General features: G+C 38.2%; 16 protein-coding genes and 1 pseudogene. 11 read left to right on the forward strand and 6 right to left on the reverse strand.

Annotated elements, in window-relative coordinates; genetic code table 11:
• Positions 1-7: 7 nt before the first annotated feature.
• Entirely contained in the window at positions 8-916 is a 909-nt protein-coding gene (locus DIS06_RS16315) for a TIGR01777 family oxidoreductase (RefSeq protein WP_110114295.1), read from the reverse strand.
• Between the two features lie 67 nt (positions 917-983).
• On the opposite strand from DIS06_RS16315, the gene recX reads away from it, so the two are divergent.
• Positions 984-1,796 (forward strand): recombination regulator RecX, encoded by an 813-nt coding sequence (gene recX / locus DIS06_RS16320; RefSeq protein ID WP_110114296.1) that lies wholly within the window; start codon positions 984-986, stop codon positions 1,794-1,796.
• A gap of 44 nt (positions 1,797-1,840) precedes the next feature.
• Here recX and DIS06_RS16325 read toward each other — a convergent pair whose 3' ends face one another.
• Positions 1,841-2,506: an SDR family NAD(P)-dependent oxidoreductase gene (locus tag DIS06_RS16325; RefSeq protein ID WP_110114297.1), complete on the reverse strand. Its 666-nt coding sequence runs from the start codon at positions 2,504-2,506 to the stop codon at positions 1,841-1,843.
• 85 nt (positions 2,507-2,591) lie between these two features.
• On the opposite strand from DIS06_RS16325, the gene DIS06_RS16330 reads away from it, so the two are divergent.
• Positions 2,592-2,915 carry a YfhH family protein gene (locus tag DIS06_RS16330; RefSeq protein WP_110114298.1) on the forward strand — a complete coding sequence of 108 codons (324 nt, stop codon included), beginning with the start codon at positions 2,592-2,594 and terminating at the stop codon, positions 2,913-2,915.
• 68 nt (positions 2,916-2,983) lie between these two features.
• Here DIS06_RS16330 and DIS06_RS16335 read toward each other — a convergent pair whose 3' ends face one another.
• Positions 2,984-3,145: a YpzG family protein gene (locus DIS06_RS16335; RefSeq protein ID WP_110114299.1), complete on the reverse strand. Its 162-nt coding sequence runs from the start codon at positions 3,143-3,145 to the stop codon at positions 2,984-2,986.
• Positions 3,146-3,185: 40 nt separating this feature from the next.
• The gene (locus tag DIS06_RS16340; protein WP_110114300.1) at positions 3,186-3,344 is read right to left on the reverse strand and encodes a small, acid-soluble spore protein K; all 159 of its coding nucleotides are present in this window, start codon (positions 3,342-3,344) and stop codon (positions 3,186-3,188) included.
• Between the two features lie 134 nt (positions 3,345-3,478).
• On the opposite strand from DIS06_RS16340, the gene DIS06_RS16345 reads away from it, so the two are divergent.
• Entirely contained in the window at positions 3,479-3,748 is a 270-nt protein-coding gene (locus DIS06_RS16345) for a YfhJ family protein (protein WP_110114301.1), read from the forward strand.
• Between the two features lie 26 nt (positions 3,749-3,774).
• On the opposite strand, the gene DIS06_RS16350 is transcribed toward DIS06_RS16345, so the two are convergent.
• On the reverse strand, positions 3,775-4,755 hold the full coding sequence (locus DIS06_RS16350; protein WP_110114302.1) for a metal-dependent hydrolase: 981 nt from the start codon (positions 4,753-4,755) through the stop codon (positions 3,775-3,777).
• Between the two features lie 194 nt (positions 4,756-4,949).
• On the opposite strand from DIS06_RS16350, the gene mutY reads away from it, so the two are divergent.
• Positions 4,950-6,053 (forward strand): A/G-specific adenine glycosylase, encoded by a 1,104-nt coding sequence (gene mutY / locus DIS06_RS16355; protein ID WP_110114303.1) that lies wholly within the window; start codon positions 4,950-4,952, stop codon positions 6,051-6,053.
• A 29-nt stretch (positions 6,054-6,082) separates the two neighbouring features.
• Here mutY and DIS06_RS16360 read toward each other — a convergent pair whose 3' ends face one another.
• A complete protein-coding gene (locus DIS06_RS16360; protein WP_110114304.1) occupies positions 6,083-6,307 on the reverse strand; it encodes a hypothetical protein in 225 nt (74 codons plus the stop codon).
• A gap of 355 nt (positions 6,308-6,662) precedes the next feature.
• Between DIS06_RS16360 and fabL the strand changes: the two genes are divergently transcribed.
• The 7 genes and pseudogenes from fabL to DIS06_RS16395 all read left to right on the forward strand — a co-directional run bounded on the left by fabL (position 6,663) and on the right by DIS06_RS16395 (position 13,141).
• Entirely contained in the window at positions 6,663-7,412 is a 750-nt protein-coding gene (gene fabL / locus DIS06_RS16365) for an enoyl-[acyl-carrier-protein] reductase FabL (protein WP_110114305.1), read from the forward strand.
• Positions 7,413-7,492: 80 nt separating this feature from the next.
• Positions 7,493-7,678: pseudogene (locus DIS06_RS16370) on the forward strand (gamma-type small acid-soluble spore protein); the annotation flags it as partial.
• Between the two features lie 295 nt (positions 7,679-7,973).
• Positions 7,974-8,231: a YgaB family protein gene (locus DIS06_RS16375; RefSeq protein WP_110114326.1), complete on the forward strand. Its 258-nt coding sequence runs from the start codon at positions 7,974-7,976 to the stop codon at positions 8,229-8,231.
• Between the two features lie 394 nt (positions 8,232-8,625).
• Positions 8,626-9,162, forward strand: coding sequence for a nucleoside tri-diphosphate phosphatase (ntdP, locus tag DIS06_RS16380; protein WP_110114307.1), 537 nt, complete (start codon positions 8,626-8,628; stop codon positions 9,160-9,162).
• 96 nt (positions 9,163-9,258) lie between these two features.
• Positions 9,259-11,007 (forward strand): ABC transporter ATP-binding protein, encoded by a 1,749-nt coding sequence (locus DIS06_RS16385; RefSeq protein ID WP_110114308.1) that lies wholly within the window; start codon positions 9,259-9,261, stop codon positions 11,005-11,007.
• Positions 11,008-11,184: 177 nt separating this feature from the next.
• A complete protein-coding gene (locus DIS06_RS16390) occupies positions 11,185-12,198 on the forward strand; it encodes an ABC transporter ATP-binding protein (protein ID WP_110114309.1) in 1,014 nt (337 codons plus the stop codon).
• A complete protein-coding gene (locus DIS06_RS16395; RefSeq protein ID WP_110114310.1) occupies positions 12,173-13,141 on the forward strand; it encodes an ABC transporter ATP-binding protein in 969 nt (322 codons plus the stop codon). Before DIS06_RS16390 ends, DIS06_RS16395 begins: the two co-directional genes overlap by 26 nt.
• Positions 13,142-13,188 lie beyond the last annotated feature (47 nt).

A 13,188-nucleotide genomic window follows, 5' to 3' on the forward strand; every position in this document is an offset into this window, starting at 1 on the left:
CCTTCTTTCATAGTAAATCTTGTAATGCACGTTCTAGTTTATTATATGTAAACTTATAGTGATGTTCACCTAGTTTTTGCGGAATTACGTGTTGTCCATCTAAAATTAATGTGCTCATCTCGCCAAGAAGCAATTTTAAGCCAAAGCTAGGAACAGGTAGCCAGTGAGGACGACTTAATACACGAGCAATTGTTTGACCAAATTCTTTCATTCGAACCGGATGAGGGGCTGTAATGTTAACAGGTCCACGCACGTGTTCATGTTCAATGACAAATGCAATACTTCTAACAACATCATCAATATGTACCCAAGATACCCATTGTTCACCTGTGCCCACCGTTCCGCCTACGAACAATTGATAAGGCAGAAGCATTTTTGGTAACGCACCTTCTTTTTCACCTAAAATAATCCCAAATCGCGTGAGTACGGTACGAATGTTCAATTGCTCTGCTTGTGCCGCTTCTTTTTCCCAAACTTTTACCGTGTGAGCTAAAAAGTCATTCTCATCACTAATAGACGGAGAATGTTCGACAAATGTTTCAGTTGTAGACGTACCGTAATAACCAACTGCACTTGCGTTTACATAAACAGCTGGCTTCGTGTGTAAGACGGACATGATACGCACTATTTCTTTTGTTGAAGACACACGGCTCTCAATAATTGCTTTTTTGCGCTCATCTGTCCAGCGGCCGCTGTTTAATGACACACCAGCTAAATTAATGAACACATCTGCCCCTTCAAGTTCATGTTCCGGTGCACTGCCGTTTGTTAACCACTCTACATAATGAAGCTTTGGATCGTGAGCAGGCTTATTGGTGTTTCTCGTTAAAATGTACACGTCATGTTTGTTAGCTAAAAAGTAGTTCGTTAACGCAGAACCCACAAATCCAGTTCCTCCAGCAATGACAATCTTCATCAGTAAAAAACCTCCTTTAAATTGTGTATAATGTGAACCAATAAGACAAAAAACGGGGTGTGAAAGTATGGCTGTTATTACAAAAATAACAACCCAAAAGAACAATACTGAGCGTTATAACATCTTTTTAGATGAAGGTAAGGGAGAGCAATATGCATTTAGTGTTGACGCAAGTGTTCTGATTCAACACGATCTTCGAAAAGGAAAAGAACTTGATGAATTTGATATAACAGAAATTCAATTTGTTGATGATACAAAAAAAGCATACAACCTCGCTGTTTCCTACTTATCGCATCGAATGCGTTCAACAAAAGAAGTGGGCGATTATTTGCGTAAAAAAGACGTTGATGATGTTATCTGTAAGCAAGTTCTTTTAAAACTAACCGATCAGCGCTACTTAAATGACTTAGAATTTGCCAAAGCATACGTGCTCACCCAAATGAATACAACCGTAAAAGGTCCTACGCTTATTCGAAAAGAATTAATGGAAAAAGGCATTTTAGAACAAGAGATTACTCTTAGTTTATGTGAATACTCGAAAGAACAACAAATTCAAACTGCAAGTAAACTAATCGAAAAATTAAAAGGAAAGTACAAAAAGTTATCGGAAACAATGATGAAGCAAAAAATTGAACAAACACTACTCACAAAAGGCCATGTGTTATCGGTTATTCAACTCGCTTTTGAAGAAGTAGACGTTCAAAAAGAGAGCGATGAAGAATGGGAAGCTCTTCACTATCAAGGAATGAAAGCGCACCGTCGCTATGAACGCTACGATGGATGGGAATATGAACGTCGCATGAAGCAAAGCTTATATCGAAAAGGATTTTCAATTGAACAAATTGATGCATTTTTACAATCTATTCGTCATGAGGAATAAACATCACCCCGCTTGTACCAACAGGAGGTAAAAGCGGGAATTTTTTATAACAAAATGTCTTCACCTAACGTGGCTTTTTCATAAATCATGTCTGCAATATATGAAGCAGGCTTTAACCTTGACTTGTCTTTAATATGATTAGACTCGTTCCAAAACGGTGTGTCCATACCACCCATATACGCGCCAATAATAGTAAGGTTTGTATCAGCATATTCCGCTTTTAAACTTTCTGTAAATCCTCGTACAGCAAATTTACTTGCGACATATGCACTTTCATTTACTTTTCCACGTAAGCCAGCAGTTGAAACAACATTGATAATATAAGCAGATGAACGAGTAAGTAAATGTTGAATAAGAGCTTGGGTCACAAAAATGGTTCCCTTCACATTCGTGTCAATCATCGCGTGAATGTCTTCTGTCGATAAAGAAGGAAGAGGCCCAAAGTGACCGACCCCTGCATTGTTCACAACTACATCTACTTTATGATGTTGTAAAAGATGAGTGATGGCCGCTTTTACACGTTGTTCGTTGCGAATATCAAAGCAACACGTTGTCACATAACCGTTTTCTGCTTGTAACGTTTCTTTTGCCATCTGTAATCGTTCTTCGTTTCTTCCTGTTATGACAACATGATAACCATCATGTGCATAGTTCTTTGCTAATTCATAACCAAGGCCGGTACTGCCACCTGTAATTAGAACTGTTTTCATGATGAAATGACCTTCTTTCTGTTCTTTAAAAACGTTTACAATTATCATATACTAAAAGAAGAGTGGACAAAAGGGGGAGTCATCGGTGCAAGAAAAACGGTATAGTCAAATGAGTGAATATGAATTAAAGCAAGAGATTGCCCATCTCCAAGAGAAAGCAAGGAAAGCGGAACAATTAGGGATTGTAAATGAATTTGCAGTTCTAGAGCGTAAAATGATTCTAGCAAAAGCATACTTACTTGATCCGAATCAGTTTAAACCGGGAGAAGTATATGAAATTCAAGGAGATCCTGGCACATATTTTAAAATTGATTACATGAACGGTGTATTTGCATGGGGCTTTCGATTAGGAAACCCGGAGCAAAATGAGGAAGCTCTTCCGATTTCAATGTTGCGTACAGCTCAATAGAAAAAGGCGTAAATGCGCATTTTCATAAAAAACGTGTCACTTCTCAATTAGAAGTGACACGTTTTTAACTAGGAACGCTTACGTGTTTGGGCTTCGAGAATAATTAAATCTTGCGTTTGTTGCGTTTCACCATTTACTTGTGCATGAGCATGTTTCGGGTTTGCCCATGGTGTTGAAAATGGGTTTTGATGACGGTTTGAAAAAAAGTTTTTTTGTTTTTTGTGTCCCAAAATAAACACCTCCATAATGATAGTGAAAAAATCAGAACAATTATTGATCTGTACGCTGGTTCGAAGCGTGCATTCTTTCTTGTGGATGAGTGTTAATGGTACCGTCTGCACGTTTAGAAGCAAACTCTGCTTTTGCTCTTGGTTCGCCTTCTAATTTATTGTTGTTTTGGTTCGGGAAACCACGCTCTTTATTACGCATGACATTCCTCTCCTTCTTTTGAATGCTTTTGTGATATAGTAATGTACAACAGGGAAATGTATGTCCCTTGTTTATAGTGTGAGTTAAATCAAACGCTTTACTCATAAACAATATTGGTAACAGAGGTGAACACGATGAACGACATTTTTGAACGTTTAACCAACGAATTATTAAGTAAAAACGATACATTGTCTTACGCTCAAGCCCGCACGTGGGTGGAGTTGTTTTGGGAAGATTTTGAAGCCTCGTATTCAAAAGCAGGATACGAATACAAAGGGAAAGAAGCGGCAGAGCAAGCCGTTCGAACGTATATTAACCATTACGGCCATCGTCTTCACGATGTGAAAATTCGAAATCCAAAATTTAAGCATTTATTAAATCAAGATAACCATCTAAAGCATTAAAAAAGAGCAGTGATGACTGCTCTTTTTTAATTAGGTACATAATCCAGTTTTTTACGAAGCTTTTTTTCACTAAAGATCCAGCCTGTGTAGGAACAAATAATGTTTAAATCATAATCTAATTGTACGACTGCAACAAACGGATAATAATCCTTGCTTCGATAACGAAGATCAATAAAACGAACCTCGATATGATCGTTATACTCATCAATTTCCCAACGATACACAGGTGAAAACGATAAGAAAGCTGACAAATTTTTATCCTTTTTCGCTGCAGCAATGACATCTGAATCTGGTACCGGCAAGCGATTAAATGAATCAAATGTCACCACTTGTTTATTAATGGCTCTTCCAACATGAAATTGCTTGTTTGTTGTAATGGCTAAATGCCAATGATGAAGGCGCATAGTCGGTGAAATAATGAGTTTCTCCACATCGGGATACTTTTTACGAACGGCTCTTGCCACTTGCCGTTGCTCGTAATAACGCCATATATAGTAAAGAGCAACAATGATATACAGTGTAATAAATGTGGGACCAGGTGTTGTTCCGAATGCCCAACAAGTTATAGCAATGACATGAGCGACAAAGATAAAAGGATCGAATGTGTTAATAACGCCAAGCGCAACCCACTTTTTTGAAAATGGCCGTAATGCTTGTGTTCCATAAGCATTGAATACATCCACAAATACGTGAATAATGACACCTAAAAATGTCCATAACCATACATGAAACAAATCCGCTCCTGGAAATAGAAACGACAAAATAAAAAGAATCGGGAGAGGCCAAAGGATCACGGCAGGTATTGAATGTGTAATGCCGCGATGGTTACGAATATATTGAGCGTTATTTTTAAGCTTCAAAATCGTATCAAGATCTGGAGCTAAAGAACCAGCAATGACTCCCGCCATCACAGCGGTCGCTGTTTCGGAACTTGACGCCACGACCGGATCAAGCGTTGCAAGGCCACCAATGGCAATACCCATCGCAATGTGTGTACCCGTATCCATAACATCCTCCTTTTTATCAGCTATTTATCTAACTAGCGTATCATATAAGTTCATTTCTTCTAAATAAATGAATGGTTACAACGATTTGACACATCGAAAATCAAGTATAAACAATTACTTACCTACCCATATTCGATTTTCTACGTGGATTCATATACACTGTATATGTATAGTAATACCTCGGAGGCTATAACGTGAAACAAAGTAAAATTCTTGTAAATGACTTTAAGATTGAACAATTTCAACATGATTTAATAACATGGTTTGAACGTGAACAACGCATTTTGCCGTGGAGACAAGATCAAGATCCATATAAAGTGTGGGTATCTGAAATTATGCTTCAGCAAACACGTGTTGATACGGTTATTCCTTATTTTAATCGTTTTGTGGAACATTTTCCAACTGTTGAAAGCTTAGCAAATGCCGAAGAAGACAAAGTCCTCAAAGCGTGGGAAGGACTTGGCTATTACTCTCGAGCACGAAACTTGCAAGCGGCAGTGAGAGAAGTTCACGAGCAGTACGGCGGAAAAGTGCCTAATACACCAGAAGAAATTTCAAAATTAAAAGGTGTTGGACCTTATACAACAGGTGCTATTTTAAGTATTGCCTACGGTGTGCCAGAACCGGCTGTTGATGGAAACGTGATGCGTGTGATGTCGAGAATTTTATCCATCTGGGATGACATCGCAAAACCTAAAACAAGAAAGCTGTTTGAAGATATCATTCGTCTTATTATTTCCAAAGAGAATCCATCTTACTTCAACCAAGGATTAATGGAATTAGGGGCAACGGTCTGTACACCAACTTCTCCGTCTTGTTTATTATGTCCGGTTCGTGAACATTGCCGTGCATTTGAGCAAGGCGTTCAAGCAGAGCTACCGGTTAAATCGAAGAAAAAGCCACCAAAACCGAAGCAAATGGCTGCGGTCGTGTTAACGAATGAACATGGAGAAGTACTCATTCATAAACGCCCAAATAAAGGACTACTTGCAAATCTGTGGGAATTTCCGAATGTAGAAGTCGATTTAAGCGTTGGCTCTGACAAAAATCAGCTTAACGTCTTTTTATGGAATGATTATCGTGCAGAGGCAACCATCAATCAACAATTTGCAACCATCCAACATGTTTTTTCGCACATTGTTTGGAACATCGCAGTTTATGAAGGTCACATCACAAATGAAATGAGTGAAAGTGACACATTAAAACTCGTACGCATAGAGGATTTGGACGACTATGCATTTCCTGTGTCACATCAAAACATTTTAAAAGAATATCGACTACACACGTTAAATGTGTAAAAAAGACCCGTCGGTGAACGGGTCTTTTTTTAGTCATACGTAATGTGTGTACCATGTGTATAATCAGCTTCTTGTCGTTTTAATCCGCCTCGTCCTTCAATTTCTTTCATAATTTCACGATGAATTGTCTGACCTTCTGTATTTAGATAAGGCATAATTTGCTGTAAAGAATGATGAAAATACGCAAGCTCACTATCTTTCCAATCGTGCTTCGACATCATCGTCAGTTCTGTCATATCTCGTCCTACATACATCCATAACTCCCCCATCTGTTACATTTTCAAAAAACGAATGGAATGTTGTCGTGTGCCTTAAAGTAGGTGCTTTTTATGAAATAGTACCGTACTTTATTTTATTTTTAGAAGAAAGCTTGCCAGCTATACTAGAAAATCAGTACAATAAACATGAGAGTAATTATTAGTATCAGGTACTATTTTGTGTTGTATAAATGAAGACAATCTGTATGTAATCGTGTTTAACAACAGCTAATTGTGGCTAAATCGTTAAATCAAGCAACTTAAAATGGAAATCAATTATCGTCAACATCATTGATTTTTGATTTATAAAACAATCCATTAATAAATCTTTTATATAAAGGGAGATGAACATATGGCACAAAAAGTAGCGCTTGTAACAGGAAGTAGTCGAGGAATTGGAAAAGAAATTGCCCTTCGTTTAGCAAAAGAAGGATATAACATTGTCCTAAATTATGCGCGCAGTAAAACGGCCGCGTTAGAAGTAGCAGAACAAATTAAAGAAATTGGTCGCGAAGTGCTTGTTGTAAAAGCAAATGTTGGGAAGATGGATAAGATTTCTGACATGTTCACTCAAATTGACGAGCGCTTCGGTCGCCTTGATGTGTTTATTAGTAATGCTGCATCGGGTGTATTGCGCCCAATTATGGAGTTAGAGGAAACGCATTGGGACTGGACGATGGATATTAACAGTAAAGGTTATTTATTTTGTGCACAGGAAGCAGCAAAGCGCATGGAGAAAGTAGGAGGGGGGAAAATCGTCACGATTAGCTCACTCGGTTCCATTCGTTACTTAGAAAACTACACAACCGTAGGAGTATCAAAAGCAGCGGTTGAAGCATTAACGAGATATCTTGCTGTTGAGCTCGCACCTAAAAACATTGTCGTAAACGCTGTATCTGGTGGAGCAATCGACACAGATGCGTTAAAGCACTTCCCGAATCGAGAAGAATTACTAGAAGATGCAAGACGTCAAACACCTGCTGGTCGCATGGTAGAACCAGAAGATATGGTCAATACGGTCATGTTTTTAGTGTCTGAAGAAGCAAGCATGATTCGCGGTCAAACATTAATTGTAGATGGTGGTCGTTCGTTGTTAATGTAAAAAGTTTGAAAAAAAGTTGAAGAAAGTTTGGATATTTTTTTCGCCTCCGGGACAGATTATATTTCGTGGAGGTGATTACAATGGCAAACAAAAACCAACCGAACCAACAAAAAACTGCATCTGGAACTAGTGTTCAGCATGTAAAACAACAAAACGCTCAAGCTAACCAACAACAATATGGCGCTGAGTTCGCGAGCGAAACAAACGCACAACACGTGAAACAACAAAACGCTCAAGCAGCGGCTAAGAAAAACCAAAACAACCAATAATGGTTGAAGAGCTTTGTCACGGGGAAGTATAACCACTTTCTTTGTTAAAGCTCACAAAATCCCTTGCCTACGTCATCCTATCAAATGGATAAATAGGCAAGGGATTTTGTTTTACATATGCAAGATAACGACTAAAATGGTTCTTGCACGAACGACACGACAAAACTTCCCGTCAGTCTACAGATGTCGTCAAAGGAATCACCCTACATAAAGCGAATGATAACAAAGAGATGATGAAAAGAAGGATATAACTAAAACTAAATTCATTTTAGTACGAGGAGGTTTACAAGTGATGAAAGAATTTGATGAGCTCGTCAGTGAACAAGTGAAAACAATGGATCAGTTGCTATTTTTACAATCTGAAATTGAACGTTGTCAACAAATCGAAATAGAGCTTGTGACACTACAAAATGAAACACCTCTCACGTCATTAAGAGAAGAAATTATGATGATGAAAAAACAATTAAAAGAAATTCAACAAACGTTTGAACAACAAACAGAAGCGATTATTCAATCTTATAAAAGCGAAACGAAACTTGCCTCATCATAACTTCTACTAATTAAGACTTACGTTAACTCAACACGTATTTTCGTCTAGAAAGAATAGGCGAATTTTTTTTATCCAACGCTTAGGTAGAAGAAGGATAGAAAGACAAACTGCAAAAAAATTACAGAGAGAAACGGGTGCTTTTGTTTTAAATTACCTTATAAACCGTTATAATAAGAAAAAGTGAAACATGATTGTTCGAAAGTGAGAATGTTAAAAAGAAGGCAAAACAGATTTTGTCTTCATGTATGTGAATGTGAGCGGAAGTAAGTGTTTACAAAACGTCTATTTATAAGTAGTAGTCATCAAACAATCAATTGAGTAGCGTGAATACAAAGAACATCGAGATATCAAATACGTAAATGTCGACGTGTTAAATGAAGGTAGGGGAGTTAAAATGGGTGTTCCCATTGAAGGAGAGACAATCCAAATACATAGCTATAAACATGACGGTCATATCCATCGCATTTGGGATAGCACAACGATTCTAAAAGCAACAAACAGTTTAGTAATTGGCGGAAATGATCGAACCATCGTAACGGAATCGGACGGACGCACGTGGTTAACAAGAGAACCAGCGATTTGTTATTTTCATTCGCAATACTGGTTCAACATCATTGGCATGCTTCGTGAAGATGGCATTTATTATTACTGCAACATTAGTTCACCATTTATTTACGATGATGAAGCATTAAAATATATTGATTATGACTTGGATATTAAAGTATTTCCAGACATGACGTATATCTTGCTAGACGAAGACGAATATGAAAAGCACCGTCAACAGATGAATTATCCTACAGTGATTGATCGGATTTTACATAATCACGTAGAACATCTGAAAAACTGGATACGTCAACGAAAAGGGCCGTTTGCACCGGATTTTATTGATATGTGGTATGAACGATATTTAACATATCGTCACCTCGGATAAAAAACCTGTTACCTAACAGGTTTTTTGCTGTTTAATAGAAGAGGAGAAATTCGTCAATCATAATAAAACCCTTAGAAAAAGAAAGGGGGAGATTCTTTGGGTGTCATTAAACGTTATTTGCAATTTGTGAAGCCATATAGGTGGCAAATTGCTGGAACCATTTCAATTGGATTGATTAAATTTGGGATTCCATTACTTATTCCATTGCTTTTAAAATACGTGGTAGACGATATTATTGGAGCTACCATGTTATCCGTTGATGAGAAAACAAATCAACTTTTTACAATTATGGGTGTTATGTTATTTGTGTTTATTGTGTTGCGTCCACCAATTGAGTATTACCGACAATATTACGCCCAGTGGGTGGGAAGCCGAGTGTTATACGATATTCGAAATCATTTATTTGATCATATTCAACGCCTTGGCTTAAAGTACTATGCGAACACACGAGCAGGAGAAATCATCTCTCGCGTTATTAACGATGTTGAGCAAACGAAAAACTTTGTCATTACAGGCTTAATGAACGTTTGGCTCGATATGGCGACCATTGTCATTGCCGCAATTATTATGTTTACAATGGACGTGCCACTGACAATTGTTTCACTCATTCTTTTTCCGCTTTATGCGCTTTCAGTCAAACACTTTTACGGAAAACTCCGTCATCTAACAAGGGTGCGCTCACAAGCTCTTGCGGAAGTGCAGGGACATTTGCACGAGCGCGTGCAAGGTATTTCGGTGATTCGAAGTTTTGCCATTGAAGATCACGAGCAAGTTCGGTTTGATCAACAAAATCGCAACTTTTTACAAAAAGCGATTGAGCACACAAGTTGGAACGCGAAAACGTTTGCAGTTGTGAATACCATTACTGATATTGCCCCACTGCTTGTAATTTTATATGCAGGCTATCAAGTGGTACAAGGGAATTTAACGGTCGGAACAATGGTGGCATTTGTCGGATATATTGAACGACTTTACAATCCGCTCCGTCGTCTTATTAACTCATCGACAACGCTTACGCAATCCATTGCCTCGATGGACCGTATGTTTGAATTTATGGACGAAGAGTATGACATTGTGGACCGAAAGGACTCTATCGAGTGTAAGGAAGTACACGGTGACATTTCATTTGATGGTGTCTCATTCGCGTATGATGAAGGTGAAAAACCAGTGTTAAAAGACGTAAACCTTCATATTAAAAAGGGACAATCAGTTGCATTCGTTGGAATGAGTGGAGGAGGTAAGTCGACACTTATTAGTTTAATTCCTCGCTTTTACGATGTAACGAAAGGAACATTACGCATTGATGGTGTTGACATCAAAGACTATCAAGTGAGAAGTTTGCGAAATCAGATTGGGATCGTTTTACAAGATACCGTGCTATTTAGTGATTCCATTCTTGAAAATATCTTATTAGGAAAACCAGGAGCGACGAAAGAAGAAGTCATTGAAGCTGCAAAAGCGGCTAATGCTCACGATTTTATTATGAATTTTCCTGAAGGATACGACACAAAAGTGGGCGAACGAGGAGTCAAATTGTCGGGTGGACAAAAACAACGTATATCCATTGCGCGTGTATTTTTGAAAAATCCACCGATATTAATCTTTGATGAAGCGACGTCTGCCTTAGACTTAGAAAGTGAACATTACATTCAAGAAGCGCTTGAAAAGCTTGCAAAAGATCGTACAACCTTCATCGTTGCACATCGATTATCAACCATTACACATGTCGATACGATTGTGCATATTGAACACGGAGAAGTTGTTGAAGTTGGTTCGCATGAAGAACTAATGAAGCAAAAAGGGCATTATTATGATTTATTCAGTGTTCAACAATTATCGACATAAATATGAAGCCATGACCAATTAGCGGTCATGGTTTTTTGTCATGTTAAAAAGGTCTGACGTTTAACCTTCTATATTTCGTCAAATTTATTCTTTTCTTTTTAAGAGATTGAATGTATAATCATAAAATGTAAAATATTCTAAAAATTTAAAAATATACAGCTGATAGGAAGTGAAGACGTGACAAGAAAAAAAGTACTAGACGTAGTAGGGTTGAAAACTTCTTTTTTCACAGATGATGGAGAAGTACCAGCTGTAGATCATGTTGATTTTCATATTTATGAAGGTGAAGTGGTCGGAATTGTAGGAGAATCGGGCTGTGGAAAAAGTGTCACTTCACTGTCCATTATGAAGCTTATTCCGTCACCCCCAGGGAAAATTACATCAGGTCACATTTATTTTAACGATGAAGACTTAGTACAAGCATCCGAAAAAAGGATGCGAGAAGTTCGAGGAAACGAAGTAGCGATGATTTTCCAAGAGCCGATGACATCATTGAATCCACTCTTTACGATCGGCAACCAGCTCATGGAAGCAGTGCGCATACATAGAAAATGGAGTAAAAAAGAAGCAAAAGAGCACGTTATCAAAATGCTGAAGCTCGTTGGATTACCCCGTGCTGAAGAGCTCATTCACGACTATCCTCACCAACTTTCTGGAGGAATGAGGCAGCGTGTCATGATTGCGATGGCGCTTTTATGTGATCCGAAACTATTAATTGCTGATGAACCAACAACTGCCCTAGACGTAACAATCCAAGCACAAATTCTACAACTAATGAAAGAATTAAATGAAAAATTAAATACAGCCATTATGCTTATTACACATGACTTAGGAGTCGTTGCAGAAGTGTGTGACCGTATCGTTGTCATGTATGCAGGAAAAGTCGTTGAAGAAACAGATGTCAAAACCCTCTTTAAAAGTCCAAAACATCCTTATACGATGGGGCTTATTAAGTCGGTTCCAGATAAACGTGAAAAAAAAGATCGACTGTACTCGATTCCAGGCAACGTGCCTAAACCAGGGTCTATCAAAACAGGCTGTCGATTCGCGGCAAGATGTGAGTTTGTGACTGAGCGATGTTTGAAAGAAGACCCTCAACTCTATCATGTAAACGACAAGCATAAAGTGCGCTGTTTTCTACATGAAGAAGGGGAGGTAAGCATCCATGACCGAGTTGTTACTACAAGTTGAAGGCCTAAAAAAGCACTTTCCAATTAAAGGTGGTCTTTTAGGTAAGCAGGTTGGAGAAGTAAAAGCTGTTGATGGCATTTCGTTTCACGTCAAAAAAGGTGAAACATTAGGAATTGTAGGAGAGAGTGGATGCGGGAAATCAACGACAGGACGCCTTCTTCTTCAACTCATTGAACCAACAGAAGGGAAAGTCGTTTTCGAAGAGAAGGAGGTAACAAACTTATCAAAAAACGAAATTCGTAAATTACGAAGGGAAATGCAGATGGTGTTTCAAGATCCATTTGCCTCTTTAAATCCACGTCATACCGTGGAGAAAATTTTAGAAGAACCGCTTATCGTACATGGCATTGGTACGAAAGAGGAACGAAAGAAAAAAGTAAAAGAGATTTTAGAAGTTGTTGGATTAAGTAGTTATCACGCCAAGCGTTATCCTCACCAATTCAGTGGAGGACAACGTCAACGAATTGGAATTGCTCGTGCACTGATGACAAAGCCAAAGCTCATTATTGCAGACGAGCCGGTGTCAGCACTGGATGTATCTATTCAATCGCAGGTGCTTAACTTACTAGAAGATTTACAAAATGAATTTCAATTAACCTATATTTTTATCTCTCATGATTTAGGGGTCGTTCGGCATATAAGTGATAGAGTGGGAGTCATGTACTTAGGTCATATGGTAGAGTTGGCGGATAGTGAAACACTGTATCAAAAACCATTGCATCCTTATACGGAAGCACTTTTATCAGCTGTGCCTGTCCCAGACCCTGATTTCAAACGAGAGCAAATCGTTTTACAAGGAGATCTTCCGAGTCCATCTAACCCTCCAACAGGGTGTCCATTTCACTCTCGTTGTGGAAAATGTATGGATATTTGTAAAACAACAAGACCTGTATTTAAAGAAGTTGAAGATGGTCATTATGTTGCTTGTCATCTCTATGAATAAAAGACAGAATTTTTAGATGATAAGGAATATTTATGATATAGATAAAA

The sequence above is a fragment of the Bacillus sp. CGMCC 1.16541 genome (genome assembly GCF_003184905.1).
In the GTDB taxonomy this organism is placed as follows: Bacteria; Bacillota; Bacilli; order Bacillales; family Bacillaceae_H; genus Priestia.